The organism is Methylobacterium sp. 391_Methyba4 (genome assembly GCF_029691625.1).
GTDB classification, from domain to species: domain Bacteria; phylum Pseudomonadota; class Alphaproteobacteria; order Rhizobiales; family Beijerinckiaceae; genus Methylobacterium; species Methylobacterium fujisawaense.
In genome coordinates, this window is record NZ_CP121475.1 from 3518398 (window position 1) to 3543812 (window position 25415).

Annotated in this window: 20 protein-coding genes; 11 read left to right on the plus strand and 9 right to left on the minus strand. The window is 69.2% G+C overall.

Annotated elements, in window-relative coordinates; all coding sequences use genetic code 11:
* Positions 1-9: 9 nt before the first annotated feature.
* The 7 genes from P9K36_RS16515 to tkt all read left to right on the plus strand — a co-directional run bounded on the left by P9K36_RS16515 (position 10) and on the right by tkt (position 8860).
* Positions 10-759, plus strand: a complete 750-nt coding sequence (locus P9K36_RS16515; RefSeq protein ID WP_043387592.1) for a glucose 1-dehydrogenase — start codon at positions 10-12, stop codon at positions 757-759.
* A 10-nt stretch (positions 760-769) separates the two neighbouring features.
* Positions 770-1633 (plus strand): transketolase, encoded by an 864-nt coding sequence (locus P9K36_RS16520; protein ID WP_051044879.1) that lies wholly within the window; start codon positions 770-772, stop codon positions 1631-1633.
* A complete protein-coding gene (locus P9K36_RS16525; protein WP_278305530.1) occupies positions 1630-2652 on the plus strand; it encodes a transketolase family protein in 1023 nt (340 codons plus the stop codon). The genes P9K36_RS16520 and P9K36_RS16525 overlap by 4 nt, the downstream gene beginning before the upstream one ends.
* The gene (locus P9K36_RS16530; RefSeq protein WP_278305531.1) at positions 2643-3530 is read left to right on the plus strand and encodes an NAD(P)-dependent oxidoreductase; all 888 of its coding nucleotides are present in this window, start codon (positions 2643-2645) and stop codon (positions 3528-3530) included. The genes P9K36_RS16525 and P9K36_RS16530 overlap by 10 nt, the downstream gene beginning before the upstream one ends.
* 131 nt (positions 3531-3661) lie before the next feature.
* Entirely contained in the window at positions 3662-4678 is a 1017-nt protein-coding gene (locus P9K36_RS16535) for a TRAP transporter substrate-binding protein (RefSeq protein ID WP_043353067.1), read from the plus strand.
* Positions 4679-4815: 137 nt separating this feature from the next.
* On the plus strand, positions 4816-6708 hold the full coding sequence (locus P9K36_RS16540; RefSeq protein ID WP_278305532.1) for a TRAP transporter large permease subunit: 1893 nt from the start codon (positions 4816-4818) through the stop codon (positions 6706-6708).
* Between the two features lie 157 nt (positions 6709-6865).
* Positions 6866-8860 (plus strand): transketolase, encoded by a 1995-nt coding sequence (gene tkt / locus P9K36_RS16545; protein ID WP_278305533.1) that lies wholly within the window; start codon positions 6866-6868, stop codon positions 8858-8860.
* 15 nt (positions 8861-8875) lie between these two features.
* Here the strand turns inward: tkt and P9K36_RS16550 are convergent, their stop codons facing one another.
* From P9K36_RS16550 to P9K36_RS16575, 6 genes are all read right to left on the minus strand, one after another.
* Positions 8876-9040, minus strand: coding sequence for a hypothetical protein (locus P9K36_RS16550; RefSeq protein ID WP_167337807.1), 165 nt, complete (start codon positions 9038-9040; stop codon positions 8876-8878).
* A gap of 348 nt (positions 9041-9388) precedes the next feature.
* Positions 9389-11026 carry an acyl-CoA synthetase gene (locus P9K36_RS16555; RefSeq protein ID WP_278305535.1) on the minus strand — a complete coding sequence of 546 codons (1638 nt, stop codon included), beginning with the start codon at positions 11024-11026 and terminating at the stop codon, positions 9389-9391.
* Positions 11026-12060, minus strand: a complete 1035-nt coding sequence (locus P9K36_RS16560) for a TRAP transporter substrate-binding protein (protein WP_053610830.1) — start codon at positions 12058-12060, stop codon at positions 11026-11028. The genes P9K36_RS16555 and P9K36_RS16560 overlap by 1 nt, the downstream gene beginning before the upstream one ends.
* A 257-nt stretch (positions 12061-12317) precedes the next feature.
* Complete coding sequence (locus P9K36_RS16565) at positions 12318-12830, minus strand: ureidoglycolate lyase (RefSeq protein ID WP_278305536.1); 513 nt, start codon at positions 12828-12830, stop codon at positions 12318-12320.
* Positions 12827-13666, minus strand: coding sequence for a bifunctional allantoicase/(S)-ureidoglycine aminohydrolase (locus P9K36_RS16570; RefSeq protein WP_278305537.1), 840 nt, complete (start codon positions 13664-13666; stop codon positions 12827-12829). The genes P9K36_RS16565 and P9K36_RS16570 overlap by 4 nt, the downstream gene beginning before the upstream one ends.
* Before the next feature lie 51 nt (positions 13667-13717).
* Complete coding sequence (locus P9K36_RS16575; protein ID WP_043758232.1) at positions 13718-15028, minus strand: dicarboxylate/amino acid:cation symporter; 1311 nt, start codon at positions 15026-15028, stop codon at positions 13718-13720.
* Between the two features lie 173 nt (positions 15029-15201).
* Between P9K36_RS16575 and P9K36_RS16580 the strand changes: the two genes are divergently transcribed.
* Positions 15202-16083: a LysR family transcriptional regulator gene (locus P9K36_RS16580; RefSeq protein ID WP_278305538.1), complete on the plus strand. Its 882-nt coding sequence runs from the start codon at positions 15202-15204 to the stop codon at positions 16081-16083.
* 281 nt (positions 16084-16364) lie between these two features.
* Positions 16365-18131 carry a thioesterase family protein gene (locus P9K36_RS16585; protein WP_347568039.1) on the plus strand — a complete coding sequence of 589 codons (1767 nt, stop codon included), beginning with the start codon at positions 16365-16367 and terminating at the stop codon, positions 18129-18131.
* A 7-nt stretch (positions 18132-18138) separates the two neighbouring features.
* Here P9K36_RS16585 and P9K36_RS16590 read toward each other — a convergent pair whose 3' ends face one another.
* Positions 18139-20472: an EAL domain-containing protein gene (locus tag P9K36_RS16590; protein ID WP_179696851.1), complete on the minus strand. Its 2334-nt coding sequence runs from the start codon at positions 20470-20472 to the stop codon at positions 18139-18141.
* Positions 20473-20808: 336 nt separating this feature from the next.
* Here P9K36_RS16590 and P9K36_RS16595 point away from each other — a divergent pair, with 336 nt between their 5' ends.
* On the plus strand, positions 20809-22428 hold the full coding sequence (locus P9K36_RS16595) for a methyl-accepting chemotaxis protein (protein WP_278305540.1): 1620 nt from the start codon (positions 20809-20811) through the stop codon (positions 22426-22428).
* Positions 22429-22529: 101 nt separating this feature from the next.
* Here P9K36_RS16595 and P9K36_RS16600 read toward each other — a convergent pair whose 3' ends face one another.
* Together P9K36_RS16600 and P9K36_RS16605 are read right to left on the minus strand one after the other, a co-directional pair.
* Positions 22530-22787, minus strand: a complete 258-nt coding sequence (locus tag P9K36_RS16600) for a hypothetical protein (RefSeq protein WP_278305541.1) — start codon at positions 22785-22787, stop codon at positions 22530-22532.
* A gap of 83 nt (positions 22788-22870) precedes the next feature.
* Entirely contained in the window at positions 22871-23821 is a 951-nt protein-coding gene (locus P9K36_RS16605; protein ID WP_278305542.1) for an SGNH/GDSL hydrolase family protein, read from the minus strand.
* A gap of 261 nt (positions 23822-24082) precedes the next feature.
* On the opposite strand from P9K36_RS16605, the gene P9K36_RS16610 reads away from it, so the two are divergent.
* Positions 24083-25360 carry a hypothetical protein gene (locus P9K36_RS16610; RefSeq protein WP_278305543.1) on the plus strand — a complete coding sequence of 426 codons (1278 nt, stop codon included), beginning with the start codon at positions 24083-24085 and terminating at the stop codon, positions 25358-25360.
* Positions 25361-25415 lie beyond the last annotated feature (55 nt).

The following is a 25415-nucleotide window of genomic DNA, read 5'->3' on the forward strand; positions in this document are numbered from 1 at the left end:
GAGGGATCCATGCTGTTGAACGACCGGGTGTGCATCATCACTGGGGCGGCCTCCGCCCGCGGCATCGGCAAAGCCACCGCGCGGCTCTTCGCAAGCCACGGCGCCCGCGTCGCCGTTCTCGACCTCGATGCGGGCCAGGCCGAGGCTGCCGCCCGCGACATCGGCCCGGGCCATATCGGCCTCGCCTGCAACGTCACCGACCGGGCGGCCTGCTCGACGGCAGCGGAGGAGATTATCGGCCGCCTCGGGCGCATCGACGTGCTGGTCAACAATGCCGGCATCACCCAGCCCCTGAAGATCATGGAGATCGGGCCGGAGAACTACGACGCGGTCACCGACGTGAACCTGCGCGGTACGCTCTACATGAGCCAGGCCGTGATCCCGGCGATGCGCGGCCAGGGCTCCGGCGCGATCGTGTGCATGTCGTCGGTCTCGGCCCAGCGGGGCGGCGGCATCTTCGGCGGCCCGCATTACAGCGCCGCCAAGGGCGGTGTGCTGGGCCTCGCCAAGGCCATGGCCCGGGAGCTGGGTCCGGACGGCGTGCGGGTGAACTCGGTAACCCCCGGCCTGATCCAGACCGACATCACCGGCGGCAAGCTCACGCCCGAGCTCAAGGTCGAGATCGCCAAGGGCATCCCGCTGGGGCGCCTCGGCGTGGCGGACGACGTCGCCAATGCCTGCCTGTTCCTCGCCTCCGACCTGTCCACGTACATCACCGGCGCGGTGATCGACGTGAACGGCGGCATGCTGATCCACTGAGGAGGTCGCCATGGCGATCGACGTCCCGACCGAGCGGCCGCGCGCCGGCTCCAACGTGCCGCTGAGCGAGCGCGCCTACCGCATCCGCCGCCACGCCCTGCGCATGGGCGAGGTCCAGGGCCAGGGCTACATCGCCCAGGCGCTCGGCATCGCCGACGTTCTGGCGGTGAGCTACTTCCACGCGCTGACCTACCGGCCCGAGGATCCCGAATGGGAAGGCCGCGACCGCTTCCTGCTGTCGATCGGCCACTACGCCATCGCCCTCTACGCCGCCCTGATCGAGGCGGAGATCCTCCCCGAGGACGAGCTGACGAGCTACGGCGGCGACGACAGCCGCCTGCCGATGTCCGGCATGGCCGCCTACACGCCCGGCATGGAGATCACCGGCGGGTCGCTGGGCCACGGGCTCGGCATCGCGGTCGGCATGGCGCTGGGGCTGAAGCGGAAGAACTCGAACAGCTTCATCTACAACCTGTTCTCCGACGGCGAACTCGACGAGGGCTCGACCTGGGAGGCGGCGATGTCGGCCGGCTCGTTCAAGCTCGACAACCTGATCGGCCTCGTCGACGTGAACGGCATGCAGGCGGACGGCGCCTCGCACGGGGTGCTCGATTTCGAGCCGCTGGCGCCGAAGTTCGAGGCCTTCAACTGGTTCGTGCAGCGGGTCGACGGCAACGACATCGACGCGCTGGTCCGGGCCTTCGACGCCGCGCGCCACCATCCGGGCCCGCAGCCCCGGATCATCATCTGCGACACCCGCATGGCGAAGGGCGTGCCGTTCCTCGAGGCGCGCGAGCGCAACCACTTCCTGCGGGTCGAGCCGGACGAGTGGCAGCGGGCCCTGGCGATCCTGGACGAAGGGAGGGTGCGGTGAGACGCTCCAAATACGAGAAGCCCGCCCCCCGCACCGGCGGCGGCGCCAAGACCTCGGCGATGATCGCCTCGCTCGCCGCTCCCGGACAGCGCACGAAGGCCGCGCCCTTCGGCCACGCCCTGGTCGAGCTCGCCAAGACCCGGTCCGACATCGTCGGCCTCTCGGCGGACCTGTCGAAATATACGGACCTGCACATCTTCGCGCAGGCCCATCCCGAGCGGTTCTACCAGATGGGGATGGCCGAGCAGCTCCTCATGAGCGCCGCCGCGGGCTTGGCTCGTGAGGGGTTCACGCCCTTCGCCACCACCTACGCGGTCTTCGCGGCGCGGCGCGCCTACGACTTCATCTGCCTCGCGATCGCGGAGGAGAATCTCGACGTCAAGATCGCCTGCGCCCTGCCCGGCCTGACCACCGGCTACGGCCCGAGCCACCAGGCGACGGAGGATCTCGCGATCTTCCGCGGGATGCCGAACCTCACGATCATCGACCCCTGCGACGCCCACGAAACCGAGCAGGTCGTCCCCGCCATGGCGGCCCATAAGGGGCCGGTCTACCTGCGGCTCCTGCGCGGGAACGTGCCTCTGGTGCTCGACGAGTACGGCTACCGGTTCGAGTTGGGGAAGGCCAAGACGATCCGCGACGGCCGCGACGTCCTGGTGATTGCGTCGGGCCTGATGACCATGCGCGCCCTGGAGGTCGCCGAGGCCCTGCGCGACGACCGGGTCGACGTTGCGGTACTCCACGTGCCGACGATCAAGCCCCTCGACACGGCGACGGTCCTGCACGAGGCCGGGCGCGGCGGCCGGCTCGTGGTGGTGGCCGAGAACCACAGCGTGATCGGCGGCCTCGGCGAGGCGGTGGCCGGTCTCCTGATGCGCAACGGCGTGATGCCGGGCCGCGGCTTCCGCCAGATCGGCCTGCCGGACGAATTCCTCGATGCCGGCGCCTTGCCGACGCTCCACGACCGCTACGGCATCTCGGCCGCCGCGATGGCGCGGAGCATCCGCGCATGGCTCTGACCCGCATCGCCCTCGTCGGCCTCGGCGCCATGGGCCTGCCGATGGCGACCAATCTGGTCGCGGCAGGTTTCGCGGTCCGCGGCTACGACCTACGGCCCGAGAGCCGCGCAGCCTTCGCGGCGTCCGGAGGGGTTGCGGCCGAAACGCCGGCCGCTGTCGCCCAGGGCGCCGACGCGCTCCTCCTCATGGTGGTGAACGCCGCGCAGGCCGAGGACGTGCTGTTCGCCCAGGGCGCCCTCGACGCAATGGAACCGGACGGCATCGTGGTCCTGATGGCCACCTGTCCGCCGAAAGCGGTGGAGCACCTCGCCGAGCGCGTGGCGGCGACCGGCCGCCGCTTCGTCGACGCGCCGGTCTCGGGCGGCGTCGTCGGCGCGCAGGCCGGCACGCTCACGATCATGGCGGCGGGGCCCGCGGAGACGCTGGCCGCGCTGAGACCGGCGCTGGAGGCCCTGGGCGACCGGATCTTCCATGTCGGCGAGCGGCCCGGACAGGGCGCCACCGTCAAGGCCGTCAATCAGCTCCTGTGCGGCGTGCACATCGCCGCCGCCGCCGAGGCGCTGGCCCTCGCCGGGCGCGTCGGCGTCGACCGCGACGTGGTCCTCGAGATCCTCACGGGCTCCTCCGCCGCGAGCTGGATGCTGCGGGACCGCGGCCCCCGGATGCTGGAGGACGAACCGCGGGTCACGAGCGCGGTCGACATCTTCGTGAAGGACCTCGGCATCGTGCTGGAGGCCGGCCGCGGCGCCAGGACGGCGCTGCCGCTCGCGGCGCTCGCCCATCAGCTCTTCGTCTCGACCTCCGGGCGCGGCGACGGCGCCGCCGACGACAGCCAGGTGATCCGCGCCTACCGCCTGCTCAACGGCGACGGCGCCTGACGCGCCGCGCAGGGCGCGCGACGACGGCGCCGGGTCCGCACCCGCCGTCCCGGACAGCAATGCGGGTCGCACGCTCCACCGACGGTCAACGGCGGGGATCGGGCGGCCTGGACCACCCAGGGAGTGAAACCATGCGCGACACCCGTCTCAGTCGCCGCAGCCTGCTCGTGGGCGCGGCCGCATTACCGGCCTTCGGCATCCTCACCCGGCGCGGGCAGGCTGCCGAGTTCACCTACAAGCTCGCCAGCGGCCAGGACCCGACCCATCCGGTCAACATCCGGGCCCAGGAGGCCCTCGACCGGATCCGCGAGGCCACCAACGGCCGCCTGGAGATCAAGCTGTTCCCCGCCAACCAGCTCGGCTCGGACACCGACTTGCTGGCGCAGGTCCGCAACGGCAGCGTCGAGTTCTTCAACCTCGCGACCTCGATCCTCGCCACCTTCGTGCCCGCCGCGAGCCTGCCCAACACCGGCTTCGCGTTCAAGGATTACGACGCCGTCTGGTCGGCGATGGACGGAGGCCTCGGCACCTATGTCCGGTCCGAGATCGCCAAGACGCCGATCCTGACCGTGTCGAAGGTCTGGGACAACGGATTCCGGCAGATCACCTCCTCGACCCGCGAGATCCGGACGCCGGAGGATCTGAAGGGCTTCAAGATCCGCGTCCCGCCCGCGCCGATGCTCACCTCGCTGTTCAAGGCCTTCGACGCTGGCGCGGCGCCGATCAATTTCAACGAGCTGTACTCCTCGCTCCAGACCAAGGTGGTCGAGGGCCAGGAGAACCCGCTCGCCATCACGGCCACGACCCGGCTGTACGAGGTGCAGAAATCCTGCAGCCTGACCGGCCATGTCTGGGACGGCTACTGGATCCTCGGCAACAAGCGGGCGTGGCAGCGCCTGCCCGAGGATCTGCGCACCATCGTCTCGCGGGAACTCGACCGGTCGGCCGACGCCCAGCGGGCCGACGTCGCCAAGCTCAGCGTCTCCCTCCGGGAGAGCCTGGCCGCGAAGGGCATCACCTTCATCGACGTCGACCGCGCGCAATTCCGCGCGGCCCTGGGGCGGACGAGCTTCTACAAGGACTGGAAAACCAAGTACGGCGACGTGGCGTGGTCGCATCTTGAGGACGTGTCGGGCAAACTGACCTGACGCGCTTTCCGCCGGATCGGGTAACGGTATCGGAGAACGAAGGCGCGCCGAGACGCACCACAAGAAACACGCGAAGACGCACTCGGAGACGTTCCCGCCGGCAGCGGCATCGGGAGCGGTTCCGACGGGAGGGCGCCATGCAGATCGATATTGCGGCTGTCGAGACGACGGCAGGGGTAGAGTTGTCCGGTCCGCCCCTGCGCGCCGGAAGCTGGCTACGCCGGCTCGATGCCGGGCTCGGCTATCTCGTGGAGATCCCCGCAGCGCTGCTCGTCCTGGCCGAGATCGCGGTGCTGCTCGGCGGCGTGGTGAGTCGCTACGTGTTCCGCGAACCCCTCGTCTGGTCGGACGAACTCGCCTCGATCCTGTTCCTGTGGCTCGCCATGCTGGGCGCCGTGGTCGCCTTCCGGCGCGCCGAGCACATGCGCATGACCGCCTTCGTGGCGATGAGCGGCCCGCGCCTGCGCGCCTTCCTGGAGACGGTGGCGCTGGTGGCCGGCCTGATCTTCGTGGCCCTGCTGCTGGAACCGGCCTTCGAGTTCGCCAGCGAGGAGACCTTCGTCCAGACGCCGGCGCTGGAGCTGAACAACGCGTGGCGCGCCGCCGCCCTGCCGATCGGCCTCGGCCTCATGCTCGTGGTCGCGGTGATCCGCCTCCTGGAATCCGCCGATTGGCGGCTGACCGCGGGGGCGCTCGTGCTGGGCGGCGGAGTCGCCGCCGGCCTCTTGACGCTTCAACCCTGGCTGAGGGACCTCGGCAATCTCAACCTGCTGCTGTTCTTCGTCCTCGGCGTCGGCGCCCTGGTCTTCTCGGGGGTGCCGATCGCCTTCGCGTTCGGCCTCTCGACCTTCGCCTACATCACGCTCACCACCGACGCGCCCTCCATGGTGGTGGTCGGCCGCATGGACGAGGGCATGAGCCACCTGATCCTGCTCGCGGTGCCGCTCTTCGTCTTCCTCGGCCTCCTGATCGAGATGACCGGCATGGCCCGCGCCATGGTGGGGTTCCTGGCGTCGCTGCTCGGCCATGTCCGCGGCGGCCTGCACTACGTGCTGGTCGGGGCGATGTACCTCGTCTCGGGCATCTCCGGCTCGAAGGCCGCCGACATGGCGGCGGTGGCGCCCGTGCTGTTCCCGGAGATGAAGGCCCGCGGCGCCAAGGAGGGTGACCTCGTGGCCCTTCTCGCCACCACGGGCGCACAGACCGAGACGATCCCGCCCTCGATCGTGCTGATCACCATCGGCTCGGTCACCGGCGTATCGATCACCGCCCTGTTCACCGGCGGCCTCCTGCCGGGCCTCGTCCTCGCCGTGACTTTGTGCGCGCTGGTCTGGTGGCGCTACCGCCGGGAGGACCTGAGCCACGTCGCCCGGCCGTCCGGGCGGATCATCGGTCGCGCCTTCCTGGTGGCGATCCCGGCCCTGGCGCTGCCCTTCGTGATCCGCTTCGCCGTGGTCGAGGGCATCGCAACCGCCACCGAGGTCTCGACCATCGGGATCGTCTACGCGGCGCTCGCGGGCCTGCTGATCTACCGCCAGTTCGACTGGCGGCGGCTCTACCCGATGCTGGTGACCACCGCGACCCTGTCGGGGGCGATCCTGCTGATCATCGGGGCGGCCACCGGCATGGCCTGGGCGCTGACGCAGTCGGGCTTCTCGCAGACGCTCGCCGAGGTGATGAAGAGTCTGCCCGGCGGAGCCCTCGGCTTCCTGTTCGTCTCGGCCGTCGCCTTCATCATCCTGGGCTCGGTGCTGGAGGGCATCCCGGCCATCGTCCTCTTCGGGCCGCTGCTGTTCCCGATCGCACGGGCGGTGGGCGTCCACGAGGTCCACTACGCCATGGTGGTGATCCTCGCGATGGGCATCGGCCTGTTCGCCCCGCCCTTCGGCGTCGGCTACTACGCGGCCTGCGCGATCAGCCGGATCCACCCCGATGCCGGGATGCGCCCGATCGTCGGCTACATCGTGGCCCTGCTGATCGGCCTCCTCGCCATCATCCTCGTCCCCTGGTTCTCGATCGGCTTCCTCTGAAGGCGCCTGCGCGAACCTGAAGGCTCTGCGCCCCGGCGGATGCCGGATCGGCGCGGGACGGCGGGTCAGAACACAGACCGAGATCCATCCCGGGCCGCCGCGGTGCCGCCCGGGCGGCCTTCGCGCGCCGAAAATTCGCACCGCCCGAGCCAGACCCATGCCCGACACGCCCGATGCCCTGCTCACGGCCCGGATGGCCGACGCGATCCGCTTCCTCGCCCTCGACGCCATCGAGCGGGCTGGGGACGGGCATCCCGGCGCGCCCCTCGGCTGCGCCGAGATCGCCGTGGCGCTGTTCACCCGCCATCTGCGCTGCAACCCCGCCGACCCGGTCTGGCCCGACCGCGACCGCTTCGTCCTCTCGAACGGCCACGGCTCCATGCTGCTCTACGCGGCCCTCCATCTCGCCGGCTATGAAGGCCTGCCGATGGAGCAGATCCGGCGGTTCCGCGAGCTCGGCGCCCACACCCACGGCCATCCGGAAATCGCCCCGGAACTCGGGATCGAGGCGACCACCGGCCCGCTCGGACAGGGCATCGCCAACGCCGTCGGCATGGCGGTGGCCGAGGCCAGGCTCGCGGCGACCTTCGGCTCCGATCTGGTGGATCACCGCACCTACGCCCTGGTCGGCGACGGCTGCCTGCAGGAAGGCATCGCCCACGAGGTGATCTCGCTGGCCGGCCATCTGCGCCTGGGAAAGCTCACCTTCCTGTGGGACGACAACCGCATCACCGACGACGGCGCCACCGACCTGTCCATCTCGGAGGACGTCCGCGCGCGCTTCCGCGCCGCCGACTGGCAGGTGATCGACGCCGACGGGCACGACGTCGAGGCGGTCTCGGCGGCGATCCGGCTCGCCCAGGGCGACCCGCGCCCGACCCTGATCGCCTGCCGCACCGTGATCGGGCGGGGCCTGCCGCGCCTCGAGGGCCAGCGCGGCGCCCATGGCGGGCGCGTGCTCGCCAGTGACTGCGCCGAGGCGCGGGCCGCCCGGGGGTGGGATCACCCGCCCTTCACCGTGCCCGACGATGTCGCCGCGGCGTGGCAGGCCGGCGTTTCCGGCCGCAACCGCGACGGCTACACCGCCTGGACGAGGCGCCGGGACGCTCTGCCGGCCGAAGTGCGGGCGGAATTCGACCGTGTTTCCGACGCCCGCCTTCCTGAGGGCTGGCATGCGCCGCTCCGCGGGCTGCGCGACCGCTTCGCCGAGGCCGGGGCGGCGCGGCCCAGCATCGAGGTCTCCGCCGAGATCGTCGCCGCCCTGTCCGACGGCATGCCCGAACTGTTCTCGGGCGCCCCGGATCTGGAGGGGCCGACGAAGCACAAGGGCGCGCTCCACGCCTTCACGGCCCAGGACCGGTCGGGCCGCTACCTGCATTACGGCATCCGCGAGCACGCGATGGGCGCGATGATGAACGGCGTCGCGGCCCATCGCGGGCTGGTGCCGGTGGGCGCGACCTATCTGGTCTTCTCCGACTATATGCGGCCGTCCCTGCGCATGGCGGCGCTGATGAACCTGCCGGTCATCACCGTCTACAGCCACGATTCGATCGCCATCGGCCGCAACGGACCGACCCATCAGCCGGTCGAGTACCTCGCGTCCCTGCGGGCCATCCCCAACATGCTGGTGCTGCGCCCGGCCGACGCGGTCGAGACCGCCGAATGCTGGGAGATGGCCCTGGCCAACCGGACCGGCCCGACATCGCTCGTCTGCTCGCGCCAGGCTCTGCCGGCACTCCGCGGGCCGGGCATCGAGGAGAACCGGAGCGCGCGGGGCGCCTACGTTCTGGCGGAGGCCTCGGGTCCCCGGCGGGTGACGCTGATCGGGACCGGCTCGGAGGTCGCGCTGGCGCTTACGGCCCGCGCGATGCTGCAGGCCGAGGGTGTGCCGACCGCTGTTGTCTCCATGCCCTCCTGGGAAGCCTTCGCCGCGCAGGATGCCGCGTATCGCGCGAGCGTCATTCCGCGCGATACCGTGCGGGTGGCGGTCGAAGCCGCTCTTCGCTTCGGCTGGGACCGCTGGATCGGCGAGGATGGCGGCTTCGTCGGCATGACCGGCTTCGGCGCCTCGGGCGCGCCGGAAGACCTGTTCCGCCATTTCGGCATCACCGCGGAGGCAGTGGCGGAGACTGCACGGGCGCGCCTGCGCTGAGACGCGCCTGAGGACTCAGATCATGCCGGCGCCGCCGGTGCGCACGATGCGGTCGCGCTGCTCGGCGTAGCGCCCGGCCGCGGCGCGGCGCATCGCGACGCCAAAGCGCCCGGCGATCTGCGCGAGGAGCGGCGCGCCGCTCTGGGTGCGGAAGCCGACGAGATTCGCGAGGGTGGTCATCGTACCCGATCCCGGTCATGCCCGGGCGGGGCGCCCGGCGTGTTGCGATGCAATATGAGCCGGTTTGCGAGCGCGTGTCAGAGGCTGCGCGTTCGGGCTGTCATGCAGCGAAAACATGCTTTCGGGATGGGACGTTAACAGACGCCGGAATCAGGACGGTGTGGCGATCTCGGCGACGTGTGCAGTGCGGTCTGCCCAACCGCTCAATGCGCAAGCTGCACTGTGGGGGGTCTGGACGTCTCCGCGGGCAGCGCAGCGATCCAGCGGTGCCACGGCCGCCGATCTCCCGCGACGCCGATCTGCGTCGCCGCGCGCGCGACGACGCCGTGAGAGCCGTCCGCCAGACGTCTACCGATCCGACGCCTGGGCCGGCTTTTCGAGGGGCAGATCACCGCGCGACTCGAGTTCCGCGCGGATCGCGCGCTTCGTCACCTTGCCGTAGCCGGATTTCGGAAGGGATTCCCAGAAGAACACTCGCCGGGGCAGCTTGTAGCGGGCGACCGCGGCGGACAGCCACGCGATCAATTCCCCCTCTTCCACCGACGCCCCGGGACGCGCGACGCAGACCGCAACACCGACTTCGCCCCAGGCGCGGTCAGGCACGCCGAGGATTGCGGCCTCGGAGATCGCCGGATGCGTCAGGAGTTTCTCCTCGATCTCGCGCGGATACACGTTCGAGCCGCCCGAGATGTACATGTCCGAGGCACGGCCGGTGATGAACAGGAAGCCTTCCGCGTCGCAATGGCCGAGGTCCCCGGTCCGGAACCAGCCGTCGCGGAACGCCGCCGCGTTGGCCTCCGGGTTGTCGTAGTAGCCCGCGAAGACGGCCGGGCCGCAGACGCAGATCTCGCCGGTCTCACCGGGCGGCAATTCGCGCCCCTCCGTGTCCTGGATCTGGACCTGCATGCCCGTGCGTTCGACGCCGCAGGTGCCGACCTTCACATCGGGGCCGTCCTCGGCCGCGTGCAGGCGGGGCGGCAGCACGGTGATGTTGCCGGTCACCTCGCCGAGGCCGAAATACTGCACCAGCACCGGGCCGAGCACACGCAGCGCGTGCTGCTGATCCGCCCTGTACATCGGTGCGCCCGCGTAGATCACGTGCCGCAGGCTGGAATGATCGTGCTCCGCCACGGCCGGATGTTCGGTCAGCAGCTTCACGATGGTCGGCACGGTGAAGAGGTTCGCGATGCGCCAACGCTCAACGAGCGCCCAGACTTCTTCGGGATCCAGCCGCTCGCCGGCGGTGAGCACCGTCTTCGTACCGGCCGCGACCTGCGCGAGCTGGTGGATGCCGGCGCCGTGCGAGAGGGGGGCCACGACCAGGGACGCGTCGGCCTCGGTGGTGCCCGGCATCAGGTCGCAGAGGTGGTTGGTGACGACGAAGGCCATCTGGCCGTGTGTGAGCACCGCCGCCTTCGGCCGGCCGGTCGTGCCGGACGTGAAGAAGAACCAGCACGGATCGTCGTGCTCGACGCCGGAAACGGGCGCGGCGCGGCCCAGATGTTCGGCGACCAGCGCGTCGTAATCCGCCCCGAAGGCCGTGCCGCCGATCTCGACGACGCGGTTCAGGTCCGGGCAGGCCGCGCGCACGGCGGCGGCATGGTCCGGAAAGCCGGCCCCGCAGATGAGCGCGGAGGCACCGCTGGCGCTCGCGAGATACGCGACCTCCGACGGCGTCTGCCGGAAGTTGGTCGGCACCCAGACGGCGCCGAGCCGGAAGCAGACGAACATCGACTCGAACAGCTGGTTGCTGTTGCGCGCCTGGACCAGGACGCGGTCGCCCTTGGTCACGCCGCGGGCGGCGAGCGCCGCCGCCATGGCGTCGACCCGGGCGTCGAGCTCGGCCCAGGTCCAACTGCGCGCGCCCCAGGCGAGCCCCACCGCATCCGGGAAGCGGCGCGCGGCCCGGCGCAGGAAGTGCGCGAGGTTCATCACCCGCCGGGAGCACGGCGCGACCCCGCCGCGCGGCGCCCCCGCGGCGCTCATCAGGTAAGCTTCCCGCAGGCCTTCTCCAGCAGCGACCAGCCCTCGTCGCCGTACCGCCCCTTCCACTCGGCGTAGAAGCCGGCCTTGCGCAGCTTGTCGCGGAAGGGCTCCGGATCGGGCTTGTTGAAGACCATGCCGTTCTTCGAGAGCTCCGCCTGCAGGTTGGCGTTGAGCTGGGCGACGTCGGCCCGCTCCTTCATCCCGGCGGCGTTGATGTGGCGGGCCACCGTCTCGCGCAGATCCGGCGGCAGGCGCTCCCAGGCGCGGCGGTTCGCCAGGAACCAGTACCCGTCCCACATGTGGTTGGTGAGCGAGCAGTACTTTTGCACCTCGTAGAACTTCGTGGTGGAGATGACCGCGAGCGGGTTTTCCTGGCCCTCGACGATCTTGGTCTGCAGGGCCGAGTAGGTCTCGTTGAGGTTGATCGAGGCGGGCGCGGCGTCGAAGGCTTTGAACATCGAGGTCCAGAGCGGCGAGACCGGGACGCGGATCCGGAAACCCTTGAAATCGTCGGGCGTGGCGATCGGCCGGGTCGACGAAGTGGTCTGGCGGTAGCCGTTGTCCCAGATCTTCTCCATGGCGACGAGGCCGGACTTGGCGATCTGCTGGCGGACCCAGGCGCCGAGCTCGCCGTCCATGGCCGGCCAGACGGCGTCGTAGCTCGGGAAGGCGTAGCCGATGCCGTTGATCGACGCGTTCGGGACCAGGGTCGAGAGGATCAGCGGCGACATCGTGAAGAACTCGACGCTGCCCGAGCGAAGCTGGCTCAACGTGTCGGTGTCGGAGCCGAGCTGGCTCGTCGGGAAGATCTTGAGGTCGAACCGGCCGCCGGTCTCGGTGCGGAGCGCCTCCGCCATCTCGCGGGCGCGGATGTTCATCGGGTGCGTGTCGGGAAGGTTGTTGGCGTATTTGTAGGTGAACTCCGCCTTCTGCGCCCGCGCCACGTGCGGCGCCGCCACGGTGCCGGCGATGAGCGCCGTCGAGCCGGTCGCCAGGAATCGCCGGCGGGACAGGGGCGTGCGGGACAGGGACATGGCGGCCTTTCCGGTGCGGGCCCGCAGGCCCGGCGTTTCCTCGGGTCCGCGTTGGTGCGGACTCCATCGTTGCGGCCTCGATAGCCGCTGACCGGTGCCAGTCAACGGACTTTCGCGGCCCCACCCCCGGGATTGATTGCATCTGGGCGCCCCTGACACGCCGAGCGCCGCCAAAAGCGGTCCCGACCGCGCGAGACCGCCTGCGCGACGGAATCGCCGTCGTTTCGGCGCGCCACGGGCGCGGTCTGCGTCCGCCTTCAGTCCAGGCCGGGCAGATGGACCGTCCAGGGCTCGGCGAAGGTGTGTTCCTCGAGGTTTACGCCTGGGCCGCTGCGGTCGACCACGACGAAATCCTGTGGCTGACCGTAGGGCGTGAGCACCCCGTGCCACGTGTTGCGCGCGTAGCAGATTCCCTGGCGGGGCGCGGTGACGAAGGCCTGCGGCCGACCGGGCCGGCCCTCTTCGTCCGGGCAGACCACGACCAGGAACGGCGCCGCGCTCAGCGGCAGGAACGCCTGCGCGCCGAGCGGATGCCGCTCCACCAGGCCGAGGCGCAGCGGCAGCGGATAGGGCTGCGCCTCCACCAAGCCGATCACCACGCGCGCGCCCTCCCCCACGACCTCGATCTCGGCGAGATCGTGGAAGCGGCGGGCCATCCCGGCATTCATCGGCCGCGGCGCCACGGCAGCCGCGTCGATGACCGTGCCGAACGGGGCGAAGGCCGCCGCGGTCAGAGGCTGGGCGACGATCCTGCGCGCGTCCGCGCTCAACGGCCGAGTCCGCGCGGCGCGAGCGCCGGATGGCGGTTGACGTCCTTGTAGAGGAGGTAGCGGAACGGGCCGGGCCCGCCCGAGTAGCAGGCCTGCGGGCAGAAGGCGCGCAGCCACATGAAGTCGCCCGCCGCGACCTCGACCCAGTCGCGGTTGAGCCGGTAGACCGCCTTGCCCTCCAGCACGAACAGCCCGTGCTCCATCACGTGGGTCTCCTCAAACGGAATCGAGGCGCCCGGCCGCAGGCTGACGATGTTCACGTGCATGTCGTGGCGCAGATCGTCGGAGCCCACGAAGCGGGTGGTCGCCCAGGCGCCGTCGGTGCCGACCATGCCGGTCGGCTCGACCGCCGATTCGTGCGTCACGAACGAGGGCGGCGCGTCCAGCCCCGCCGCCGGCTGGTAGGCCTTGCGGATCCAGTGGAAGCGCACGGGCCCGTCGCCGTCGTTGCGCAGGGACCAGGCCGCGCCGGGGGAGAGATAGGCGTAGCTGCCCGGCCGCAGGGCGTGCCGGGCGCCGTCGAGGGTGAGGCTCGCCGTGCCCGCGACCACGAACAGCACGCCCTGCGCCTGAGCCTCCGGCTCGGGAGTCTCGCTGCCGCCGCCCGGGGCGACCTCCATGAGGTACTGGGCGAAGGTTTCGGCGAAGCCCGAGAGCGGCCGTGCCAGGATCCAGGCCCGGGTCCCGCCCCAGCCCGGCAGGAGGCTCGTGACGATGTCGCTCATCACCCCGTGGGGGATGACCGCGTAGGCCTCGGTGAACACGGCGCGGCCGGTCATCAGCGCCGTCTGACCGGGCAGGCCGCCGCACGGGGGGTTGTAGGCTCCAGCGCTCATGGTCGGTCTCCAGGATTCGGCTTCAAGCTGTAATCGGCTGCCCCGGATCGGTCACGCGGTGTGCGGCTGCGCGACGGGGGCCTCGAGGATCGCCGCGGTGTCGGCCGTGTCCTCGCCGTTGAGAACCCGGTGAGCCTGGGCGCGATCGATGTCACCCTCCCAGGCTGCGATGACGACGGTCGCCACGCAATTGCCGATGAGGTTTCCGAGGGCACGGGCGATGCCGACGAACCAGTCGACCGACAGGACGAGGACCAGACCGATCACCGGGATCTCCGGGACCGCCGACAGCGTCGCGGCGAGGACCACGATCGCCGAGCCGGGCACGCCGTGGGCGCCCTTGGACGTCAGAAGGGCGATGCCGAGGATCAGCATCAGATGACCGAAGGACAGGTCGGTGTTGGTCGCCTGCGCGATGAACACCGTGGCCAGGGTCAGGTAGAGCGAGAAGGCATCCAGGTTGAAGGAGTAGCCGGTCGGGATCACGAGGCCGACGGTCGATTCCTTGATGCCGAGCCGCTCCATCTTGCGCATGACCTGCGGCAGCACGCAGTCGGAGGATGCGGTGCCGGCCACGACGGTCAGTTCCTCGCGCAGATAGGCGAGCAGCTTGAAGATGCTGAAGCCCGCGAGCCGCATGATGCCGCCGAGCACGACGATCACGAAGGCCGCGACGCCCCCGTAGAACAGCACGACCAGCATGCTGAGCTGCTTCAGGGATCCGACGCCGTACTTGCCGACCGTGAACGCGACGGCGCCGAGCACGCCGAGCGGCGCGAGCCGCACGATGAAGCCGATGATCCGGAACAGGACTTCGGTGATGCGCTCCAGGCTGTCGGCCAGGGGCTTGCCGCGCTCGCCGAGGAGCGAGAGGCCGGACCCGAACAGGATCGCGAGAAGCAAAACCTGGAGGATGTCGCCCTTCGCGAAGGCGTCGACGAAGGTCGTCGGTACCAGCTTCATCAAGAAATCGACGGTTCCCGTGACCTGTCCGACCCGATCGGTGTAGCTGGAGAGCGAATTGGCATCCAGCTTCGCCAGGTCGACGTTCATGCCCTGGCCGGGCGCGAAGACGTAGGCGAGGACCAGCCCGAGCGCGAGCGCGATGGTCGTCACCACCTCGAAGTAGATCAGGGATTTGAGGCCGACGCGCCCGACCTTCCGCAGATCGCCGGCGCCGACGATGCCATGCACCACGACACCGAACACCAGCGGCGCGACGACCATCTTGATGAGCTTGATGAAGACGTCGCCGAGGGGCTTCAGGCTGACTGCAAAGTCCGGCCACAGCCGCCCGACGAGGACGCCGAGGACCAGGGCCGCGACCACCTGCCCGAAAAGCGACCCGAACACGCGCTGCATCGCAATTCCCCTGGGCAGCCTCGGACTGGCGACCGAAGCCCGATGGCGGCGCGCGGGGCGATCGTGACGCGCAGCATCGTTTCGATTTGCCGAGCTGCAAAATCGTTCCGGCCGATCTAGACGTCAAATATCTTTTTCATTCCAATTGATAGGCATGGCATATAGATGGCGGGATGGAACTCCGGCATCTCCGCTATTTCGTGGCTGTCGCCAAATATCTGAGCTTCACGGCCGCCGCAGAGAGCCTCGGCGTGGCGCAACCACCCCTCAGCCAGCAGATCCGCGACCTGGAGGATGAGATCGGCACTGCCCTGTTCGAGCGGACCACGCGGCGGGTGACGCTGACCCGGGCCGGCCACGATTTCCACGTCCAGGCGCTCGCCATTCTGGAGCGGGCCGGCGAAGCGGTGGAACGGGCCCGTGCCATCGGCGCGGGCACCGCCGGCATCATCAACATCGGCCTGACCGGCTCGATGTTGGCCGGCCCGCTCGGCCCGGCGCTCCGGGACTTCGCCCGCACCTATCCGGCGGTCGATCTCCGGATCCATGAGATGTCGCCGGATCGGCAGATCGCGATGCTGAAGTCCGGTCAGACCGACCTGAGCTTCCTGCGGTGCCCCCCGGAGGATGCCGATCTGGTCCGCGTCTGCGCGTGGACCGAAACCGTACGGGTCGTCCTGCCGAGGGGCCACCGCTTGGCGACGGGCGCGCTCCGCCTCTCCGACCTTCGCGACGAGCGATTCGTCTTCCTGCGGCTCTCGGATTCCCTGTTCGCCAACTACCTGTGGGATTGCTGCGCAGAGGCCGGGTTCGTCCCCTCCATCACTTATCAGGCCGTCGAGGCGGCCTCGTTGACGAGTTTGGTGGCATCGGGGCTCGGCATCGCCATCATCCCGGAATTCGTCGCCCGTCTGGCGCATGCGGACGTGGTCTACAGGCCCCTCGAAGGGCCGCCCATCCGCGCCGACGTCTTCGCGTTGTGGATGGCCCCGAAGGCTCCGCTGATCGCCAATTTCGTCGATCTGGTTCGCAGCGGCCCGAAGCCCGCCGATTAGGCAAATCGCCTGGGAATCCGCGACGGGTCATGCGCCCAAGGCCCAAACGCGTGTCTATCGGGACGCGGCGAGCGGAAATGTGCCCGCGCTGAGCCGCAGCCGCGGCTTGTCGACAGGTCGATGCATTTTCGTGCAGGTAAGATCTTATATTCGCCTTCTTTTTTGCCGGACATATTCCCGAAACGAGTCTGATACGCTATTGCAACACTCGGTACGGAGCGCTCGCGGCCACAATGCCTTCCCAATTCATTCGCTCAGCGACCTGGGCGCCGACGATTGCTTTGTCGTGGTTCTGGGGGCTCGGATTTTTCTACGCGATCCACGTGACCCTCACGTATGGATGGCTCGGGTTTCTTGCCTTCGCTCTGCCGAATGCCACGGGCCTTGGCCTGTTCGGATGGCTGCTCGGCGCTCCCCGGCGGCGCATCGACACGATTGTCGCGTCCGTGCAGGGTCCCTACGCCCTCCTGTTCCTCGGGGCCCAGTTCTTCGCCGTCGCCATCACGATCTTCGGCTTCGCCGCCTATGCGTGGCTTCCGCTGTTCGGCCGCGACTCCGTGGTCGGCCTGGTCGCCCTGATCCTCATCGCCTGCTCGATCGCGCATGCGGTTCCGCTGCGCGGCCTCCGGACGATCCACGGCGTCGCCCTGGTCCTCGGACTGTCGGCCTGCGCGCTGCTCTTGGTTGACCTGCCCCGGCATCCGGACGGCTGGACGGTCCCGGTCCACGCCTTCGACGAGCGCTTCTACGGTCTGGTCGTGCCCTCCCTGGTCGGCTTCCTGCTCGGCCCGTGGATGGACATCCAGCATTGGCAGCGCGCCCTCGAGATCCGGCGTTCGGGGGGATCCGTGCGGGTGGCCTATGTCACCGGCGCCGTCCTGTTCCTCGGACTGCTGACGCTCAATGCCCTGCTCGCCGCGCGGGCGGGGCTCGGCGTGCCGGTCGTCTCGTCGGACGGGCTGCCGGGGGCCTATGCGGCCGTGGCGCAGGCGATCGGGCGGGAATCCGTGGCGGGTGCGACAGCCGCCTTCGTGGTCTGGACGGCGATCGCGGCCGCCACCACGATCGACAGCTTCTACAACGCCACGCGGTGGCTCGGGACCTCGGTCACGGCGCGCAGCAATTCGCCGCTTCTCGCCTTCGTGCCGGCGGGACTCGTGTCCTCACCGGTCTGGATCCTGGGCGCGGCGCTCGCCACGGCGGCGGCGGCGATCTGGGCGAATCTCTCGCTCCTCTACCTGATGATGCCGTTCGCCACGCTCCTCGTCGGCGCGGCGGCCTGTCTCGTCTGCGAGACGCTCGGCGCGACGCGGCGGTACGACTCGGTCCTCAACGCCATGATCGGGGCGACGGCGTGCCTGATCTTCGTCACCGGCTATCTGGCGCCGAGTTGGGCGCTCCTGGCCATCGCGCCGCTCATCGGGCTGATCGGTGCCCTGCCGATGATCGTACAGATCCTCGGATGGCGCGCAACGCAGCCGGCCGACACGTTGATCCCGGCGGCGGAGCGGGCGCCGCGGGCGGCGCCGGTGCCCGTCGCGCTCGACCGGCCCGACACCGTCGCCTCCCACGGCTTCGACGGCCACTGGTTCGTCCTGCGCCTGATTCCAACCTATGACGATACGAATTCGGTCGGAAACGTCTATTTCGCCAATTACGTGCGCTGGGTCGGCAAGGCGCGCGAATTGTTCTTCAACGTCTGCATGCCGGATTTCGACCTGAAATCGACGGATTTCTACATCCTGACGAAGTCCTTCCATCACGACTTCCGGCGGGAGGCCATGGAGTTCGAGCCCGTCACCGTCCGGATCTCCATCGCGAGCCACAACCGGAAATTCGTGACCTTGGCGCACGAGATCCACAGCGAGGTCAACGGCCTGCTCGGCCGCGGCGAGCAGTCGCTGATGTTCGTGGATACCGTCCACTACCGGCCCCTCGATATCCCGCGCACCATCGTCGAGGGCTTCCTGCCCTACTGGCCGAAGGTGTCGCCCCACGCGGTCACGGGCGAGCCCAGCCCGGCCGGCGTGGCGCCCCTCGGCGCCTGACGGCGCCTCACGCCGCCTGGACGGCGGTCGGAAGCAACTTGCGGCTGCGCGCGAGAACCGCCGCCTGCTCGGCCGGCAGCGGCTTGCTGAAGAGATAGCCCTGGAATTCGTGGCATCCCTGGTCGAGCAGGCAGATCCGCTGCGCGTCCGTCTCGACCCCTTCCGCCGTGATCGTCATGTCCAGGCGCGTCGCCATGTCGATGATGGCCCGCACGATCGCGGCGGCGCTGCCCTCGTGCGGCAGGTCGCGGACGAAGCTCTGGTCGATCTTGATCTTGTCGAAGGCGATCCGGCGCAGATAGCTGAGACTGGAATAGCCGGTCCCGAAATCGTCCAGGGACAGGCGCACGCCCATCTCACGCAGCCTGGACAGGGTGGCGTTGATCGCCGGCGTCGCCTCCAGGAACACCGACTCGGTGACCTCCAGTTCCAGGCGGGCGGCGGCCAGTCCACTCGTCCGCAAGGCAGAGCGCACGAGGTGCGGCAGATCCGAATGCCGGAACTGGCGGGGGGAGAGGTTGACGGCGATCCGGACATCCTCCGGCCAGCCGGCGGCGATCCGGCAGGCCTCTCGGAGGATCCATTCCCCGAGGGGGATGATGACGCCGGTCTCCTCGGCGAGCGGAATGAAGTCGCCCGGCGAGACGAAGCCCCGTGCGGGATGCTTCCACCGCAGGAGCGCTTCGAAACCACCCACGCGGCACTCCTTGGCCGACACGATCGGCTGGAAGTAGAGGACGAACTCGTTCCGATCGAGCGCGCCGCGCAGATCGGACGTCAGGGCGCGCCGCGCCTCGATCCGCTCGTCCATCTCGGCTTCGTAGAACCGGTAACCGTTCCGCCCCTCGCTCTTCATGCGGTAGAGAGCGAGATCGGCCCGCCGCATGATCTCCTGGCATCCGTCCTGTGGCGCGATGGCGATCCCGATGCTGACGCTGACGGTCAGCCGAATGCCGTCGACGGTGAATGGCGAGGCGAGCGCCTCGACGATGCCGCTCGCCAGGGACTCGATGGCGTGCAGGTCCCGGGCGCTCCGCCCGGCCGCGAGCACCGCGAACTCGTCACCCGCGAGGCGGGCGAGTTGCACGTCGGCGCTCTCGAAGCCCCGCAGCCGCTCGGCCACGGCTGTAAGGAGCTTGTCGCCGACGGCGTGGCCGAACGTGTCGTTGACGCTCTTGAACTCGTCGAGGTCGAGGGCGAGCACGGCGAACCGGTCGCCCTGCGCGAGTCGTGCCCGGGCCGTCTCCTGAAGCTGGTGGAACAGAACCCGGTTGGGGAGATCGGTCAGGGAATCGTGCAGGGCGAGATAGGACAGGCGCTCCTCGGAGCGCCGCTTCTCGGTCACATCGGAGCCGACGCCGCGATAGCCTGAGAACACGCCGGCCCGGTTGAAGGTCGGCTTTCCGGAGAGGCACCAGGTTCGCCGCTCACCGGCAATGTCGAGTTGCAGGTGGAGATTCCGGAAGACGCGCCGCTCCGCGATGCAGCTCCAGAGAGCCGTGCTCGAATGGCTCTTGGGCGGCGCCAGCGGCGGAAGCAGCAGGCGTTCCAGCGGCAGGCCCATGAGCTGTCGCTCGGAGGAACCGGCGACCTCGATCAGGCGCGGCGAGACGTGCTGCAGCCGCAGGTCGGCATCCGTCTCCCAGAGCCAATCGCTGGCACTCTCCTCGAACTCGTTGAGCAGGAGATGGGTGAATTCCTGCTGCCGCTCCAGCTCGATCTGCGCGATGACGCGCATCGTGAGCAGGCGGCTGAGGTGCAGGATCGTGAAGCAGATGAAGCTCGCATAGAAGAACAGCAGAACGCCGACATAGATGTAGAAGGCCTCGCCCGTCGCCGCGAGGGCGATGAACGAACCGACGATGATCAGGCCGGCATATCCGATGGCGACTCGGGGCAGCACCGCCGCGCTCATCCCCGTCGCGATCAGGCCCGCCATGCTGGAGGCAATCAGGAGCCGCCCATTCGGATCGGCCCCGGCGAACAGCATCACCGGGATGGAGGCCAGGAGAAGGCCATAGATCTGCGCGGCGAGGACGAGCCGCTTGACGAAGGAGGATGGCACCTCGAGCGGCTTGGGCTGCGAGCGCCAGCGCCAGCACTGCCGGAGTGAGACGACCGCCAGCGGCAGGACGAGGGCTTCCAGGCCCGCGAGATAGGCGCGGTTCCCGGGCTGCCAGAACAGGTAGACGATGACCTGTACGACACTCAGGCTCACGAGAATCGTGAAGGGCACCAGACGAAGGGCGACGTCGAGCTGCTCGATCCGCGCGCGTGCCCTGAGGTTCGCGTCGAGTGGATCAGCCTTGCGATCGGTATCGATCAGGAAAGAAATCAGCATCTCCCGCGACACAAATGCTCGTTGCAAAACCGTTACGATCAAGAACTCCGGATATCAGCGCTTAGATGCATACGAATTCGTTCGCCCGCACAAGTTCAACTTGCTCGATGGTGAACAATTCGTAAATTCCGGTCTGGAGTTCGGCAGCCGCCCCTCCGGTGATCACGGCGCCCAGGCGGCGGTGTCTGAGCCAGGCGACCGTTGTTGCGCCACTTGCCGGGAGCGGGACGGAGGGCCGTCCCTCGCATCGACCGGGCGACGGCGCTAAGAGGCCCCGATGCCTCGATCGCGGCCCATCCGGCGCCGTCCGCAGCTCCGAGCAGGATGAAGCAGACCATGCCCCAATCGCTGGGTCTCAACCGCATATTGGGCGGTGCCATCGGGATCATCGCGCTGGTCTCGGTCCTCAGCAGCGGTGCGGTCCTGGTTACGGGCGATCAATTGCGGGACGCGACCGACGCGCGAAGCCGGTCAAACCAGCTGGTTCGCGCCCTCGACAGCTTCCGCGCGGCCATGCTCAACCAGGAAACCGGGTTGCGCGGCTACCTGATCACGGGGCGCGACGGCAGCCTGGAACCGTACCGAGCCGGCCGTCGGACGCTGGACGAGGCGATCGACCGGCTGAGGGGCCTCGTCGGTCAGGATGCAGAGCGGACACGCCTGCTCGCCGCCGCAGTGGCGGCGGCTCGCAGCTGGCAGACCGAGGTCGGCGAGGCGGCCATCCGCATGGCGGCCGATCCGGCGAAACGGGCCGAGGCGGTCCGCATCGAAGCCGAGGGTCAGGGCAAGCAGCTGTTCGACACCTTCCGCGAAAAGCTGTCGGCCATCGAAGGCCTCGAAGAGGTGGTACGGACGGCTCTGGCCGAGCGCGTGGCCCGGGGCGAGCGCAACGAGAGCATCGCCCTGTGGGGCGGAACGCTCATCACCCTGCTAATCTGCCTGGGGATCGGAATCGCCATCAACCGCCTCATCGTCCAGCCGCTGGTGCGCGTGATGGCCTTCGTCGGCCGCGTCGGCGAGGGCGACCTGTCCAGCCAGTTGGCTGTTCGCGCCGGTGGTGAAGTGGGCCGACTTTCAGCGACGCTGAACACGATGGTTGCGGGTCTGTCGGATCTGGCGCGGACCAACCGGGCGGCGACGGCGGACCTGAACGCGGCGGCGGCGGAGATCCGCGCCTCGGCGCAGGAGCAGGCGGCCTCGGTGGAGCAGCAATTCGCGGCGGTGCAGGAGACGGCGGCGACGGTCGACGAGATCACCCATTCGGGCGCGCAGATCAGCAAGCGGGCCACCGAGGTGATCGCCACCGCCCAGGCGACCGCGCAGACCTCCCGCCAGGGCCTGCGCGCCGTGTCCGACACCGCCAAGGCCATGGAGGCGATCCGCGAGCAGGCGGAGGCGGTGGCCGGCAACATCGTCAGCCTGTCGGAGAAGACCCAGACGATCGGCGACATCATCGAGACGGTCAACGACATCTCGGAGCGCACGCACCTGCTGGCGCTCAACGCCGCCATCGAGGCGGCGGCGGCCGGCGAGAGCGGGCGCAGCTTCGCGGTGGTCGCCTCCGAGATGAAGCTCCTGGCCGATCAGGCCAAGGCGGCCACCGGCCAGGTGCGGGGGATCCTGGGCGAGATCCAGCGGGGCATCAACACCTCGGTGATGCTCACCGAGGAGGCGGTCAAGCGCGCCGCCGCCGGCAAGACGCGCTCGGACACGACGCAGCGGACCATCGAGGAGATCACCGCCCGGGTGGAGGAGAACGTCCAGACCTTCCAGCAGATCGTCGCCTCGACCAACCAGCAGCAGCTCGGCATCGAGCAGGTGATGGGCGCGCTCCAGAACATCCGCCAGGCCAGCCAGCAGACCGCGGCCGGCACCCGGCAGGTCGAGGCCGCCTCCGCCAACCTCACCGAACTCGCCCAGGCCCTCATGGCCCTCGCCGAACGCTACCGGAACTGAGGCGGCGCGCCCCTTGGCCGGATCGTCCAGTCCCGGTTCTGCCGACCCGGCCCTTCGCTTCGTACGGACCGAGTGGGACCGAGTGTCAGGCCCGGGGCGGTTCAGCAGCGATGGGCCGGCCGGCGGGCGCCGGCATCCGCACGCCGGCGTGCGGCCCGGACGCGCTCGATGTCGGTTATCCCGACCGGACTGGGCGGCGCGTCGCGGGTGAACGGCATGCGACTGCGGACATCGCCGTAATAGTCCGACCCCCCCATTCCGAAACTGCCCGCAACCACGGCTCCGTCCAGGCGCGTATCGCCGGCTGCTGCGCCCGTGGCGATGAGGACGAGGAAAGGGGCGGCGAGGAGGAGGCGCATGGAAGCATCTGGCCGCCAATCTGCGGCAGCTTTGCGACGGTTGCCGTCACGAGCGCGTCCCGGGCTGTCGGGCCGTCTTCGGTTCAGGCGTCCGGGTCGCCGTGGGGGGAGCGGGTCGGACGCGGGTGCGGCTTCTGCCAACCCGACCGACCTTGCGCGAAGCCGACTTCAAGAAAGTGGACCAGCGGATTGACGCCTGCGGCGCGGACGTCGGCGTTGGCTTCGAGATAGCCGTCGGTGCTGAACTGTCCGCTCGGGTCTCGCCCCTCGCGCCATCCCAGATCGAGGTAGTGCCGCGCCAGCCCGTGGGGATACCGACACGTGTCGGCGTACCAGCTCCTGTAATATTCCTCATCGAAACCCGGGAGCGCGCTGTCCAGGTAGGGCTCGGATTTGAAGTGCGTCCGGACATGGCTGGCGATGCGGGCGGCGACGGCCGTGTAATCCCGAAGGTAGGTGCCATCGACGAAGGCGTCATCCTCGGCCAAGCCGAAACGGGCGCCGCGCAATCCCGCAAACGGATCGAAGAACGAGACGCCGCGGCGCACGCAGACAGCGCGGAGGCAATCCGAATAGACTTCGACCGCGGCAGGGTCGCGTTCCGATGCCTTCGCGGCAGGGGTCGGGGGCAACGCCGCCACGAGCGTATCGAGGGTCCAGGCCTGGAGGCGATCGACGATGCGGTCTGTCTGCCCGAAGAAGTCGTCGGTCGCCGCCTTCGACAGCGCCGAGCGGGCGCGGATGTCGTTGGTCCCGATGATCAGGACGGCGAGCAGAGCCGGCAGGGGCGCGCGCAACAGATCGAGGGCGCGGCCACAGGAGCGCGCCGTCGCTCCGGCGATGCCCGCGTTCAGGACCGGGCGCGGAACGATCGGTCGCGGCATGAGCGCCGCATGCACGTCCCCGACCAGAACAATGCAGCCGCTCGGCGCAGCATCGAAGCCAGCCTGGATGTGGCCGAGCCCGTGACGTCGGAGGGCGCCGGTGCGAAACGCCCTCAAGGCCCCCGAAAAGCGCATGCGAATCTTGAACACTGCCCCCGCGTCCCGCACCGTAGGAGGTTCAGTTTTCACAAGTCCAGTCTTTCTCCAGCCTGCCAGCGCCTTTTGACCTCGCCCCCCTTGTCATGGGAGGGAGATCCCCAGGACGTCCGGATGATGAATGATGGCTCGCGGCGGAACCGTCTTCGGCGGCGGGCTGTTGAGGAGCCCGCTCGGTCGTGCAATGGAGCGCGCGCCCATCGGCGCCGTCGACCGCCACAATGCTTTCGCGTGCTCAGGTCCTTGTCCGATCCTATGGTCCGCGGCTACTTATCGTTCACCCCATTCAAGTTGAGAGACCTTCATCCGGCACCGGTCGGGCGACGGCACGTTTTCTTCATTCATGGCTTCGACGCCCGCAGCGGGATCCGGTTTCCTGCGTTCTTCAAACGGGAACTCGGCCGGCATACGGCCCGGTTCGGAACCATGCCGCGCGCGGTCTCGGAGATCCGGACCAGCGCCGACGGTCTCAGCCGGACCTGGACGGTCGGCCCGCCGGCCGATGGCGACGGCGCCGCCGTCTGTTGCGAGACCTTGATCTGGAGCGACATTGTCCACGCGGATCTCTCCCGGCCCGTGCTCCGCCAGCTGGCGCTGCTGGCGCGAAGCGTCGTTTCGGGGCTCGCACAGGGGTTGTTTTTCAAGACGGCGCGCTTCGGATGGCCCTACACCCTGCTGAGCGCTTTTCCGTTCTTCGTCGTCTTCGTCGTCCCGGCCCTGCTGATCTCGGCCGGCACGGCGCTCTTCGCCGTCCTGAAACCGTTATCGCCCATGGAAACGGTCGGGGCGGCGCTGATCTGCGCCGTGGCCGCGGGCGCGGGTCTCTACGCCATCCGCAAGGCGCTGGGCCGGCTGTTCTTCTGGCATATCCTGAGCATCCGCATCTTCTTCTGGCAGCATGCCACGGGCCGGCGACCGGATTACGAGGCGCGAATCGCGCTCTTCAGCGAGCGAATCCTGACGGAACTGGCACAATGGCGTGCGCAACCGGCGGAGGCGCCCGATGAGGTCATGATCGTCGGTCATTCCCTCGGCGCTGCCATGGCCGTGGAGGTCGCCGCCCGGATCCTCGCGCGCCTCGGTACGGACGATCGGCCCCTACCCCGCCTGTCCCTGGTCACGCTGGGCTCGGGACTTCCCTTCGTCGCGTTGCCGAAGGAAGCCGTGGGGATCCGCGCACGCATCGCGTCGCTCGTCTACAGCGACCGCATCGTCTGGTGCGACTATCAGGCGCCGCAGGATTGGCTCAACTGTTACGGGTTCAACCCCATTTTCGACATTGGTCTCGAGAGACCGGCCTTTCTCGCCCACAATCCATTGATTCGATCGGCTGGGGTCAAGGACCGGATACCGGAATGTGACTACAAGCGCTTGCGTCTTCGGCCGTTTCACATGCACTTCCAGTTCCTGAAAGCCAATTTCAGGCCCGGAGAATACGATTTCTTCGAGATGATTTTGGGCCGGCAATCGCTCCTGGGTCGCGCCCTCCGTCCGAACTGCCGGCGCCCCGTCGCCCCTGCGCAGGACCCGTAGGGTCGGCCCCGGTCGGATGCCGACCCACGCGCGATCCAGGCGTTCAGGCCGTCGG

Coding starts and splice junctions, on each gene's coding strand:
- P9K36_RS16515 (WP_043387592.1), top strand. CDS start 10: ATGCTGTTGAACGACCGGGTGTGCATCATCACTGGGGCGGCCTCCGCC.
- P9K36_RS16520 (WP_051044879.1), top strand. CDS start 770: ATGGCGATCGACGTCCCGACCGAGCGGCCGCGCGCCGGCTCCAACGTG.
- P9K36_RS16530 (WP_278305531.1), top strand. CDS start 2,643: ATGGCTCTGACCCGCATCGCCCTCGTCGGCCTCGGCGCCATGGGCCTG.
- P9K36_RS16535 (WP_043353067.1), top strand. CDS start 3,662: ATGCGCGACACCCGTCTCAGTCGCCGCAGCCTGCTCGTGGGCGCGGCC.
- P9K36_RS16540 (WP_278305532.1), top strand. CDS start 4,816: ATGCAGATCGATATTGCGGCTGTCGAGACGACGGCAGGGGTAGAGTTG.
- tkt (WP_278305533.1), top strand. CDS start 6,866: ATGCCCGACACGCCCGATGCCCTGCTCACGGCCCGGATGGCCGACGCG.
- P9K36_RS16550 (WP_167337807.1), bottom strand. CDS start 9,040: ATGACCACCCTCGCGAATCTCGTCGGCTTCCGCACCCAGAGCGGCGCG.
- P9K36_RS16555 (WP_278305535.1), bottom strand. CDS start 11,026: ATGAGCGCCGCGGGGGCGCCGCGCGGCGGGGTCGCGCCGTGCTCCCGG.
- P9K36_RS16560 (WP_053610830.1), bottom strand. CDS start 12,060: ATGTCCCTGTCCCGCACGCCCCTGTCCCGCCGGCGATTCCTGGCGACC.
- P9K36_RS16570 (WP_278305537.1), bottom strand. CDS start 13,666: ATGAGCGCTGGAGCCTACAACCCCCCGTGCGGCGGCCTGCCCGGTCAG.
- P9K36_RS16575 (WP_043758232.1), bottom strand. CDS start 15,028: ATGCAGCGCGTGTTCGGGTCGCTTTTCGGGCAGGTGGTCGCGGCCCTG.
- P9K36_RS16580 (WP_278305538.1), top strand. CDS start 15,202: ATGGAACTCCGGCATCTCCGCTATTTCGTGGCTGTCGCCAAATATCTG.
- P9K36_RS16590 (WP_179696851.1), bottom strand. CDS start 20,472: ATGCTGATTTCTTTCCTGATCGATACCGATCGCAAGGCTGATCCACTC.
- P9K36_RS16595 (WP_278305540.1), top strand. CDS start 20,809: ATGCCCCAATCGCTGGGTCTCAACCGCATATTGGGCGGTGCCATCGGG.
- P9K36_RS16600 (WP_278305541.1), bottom strand. CDS start 22,787: ATGCGCCTCCTCCTCGCCGCCCCTTTCCTCGTCCTCATCGCCACGGGC.
- P9K36_RS16610 (WP_278305543.1), top strand. CDS start 24,083: ATGGTCCGCGGCTACTTATCGTTCACCCCATTCAAGTTGAGAGACCTT.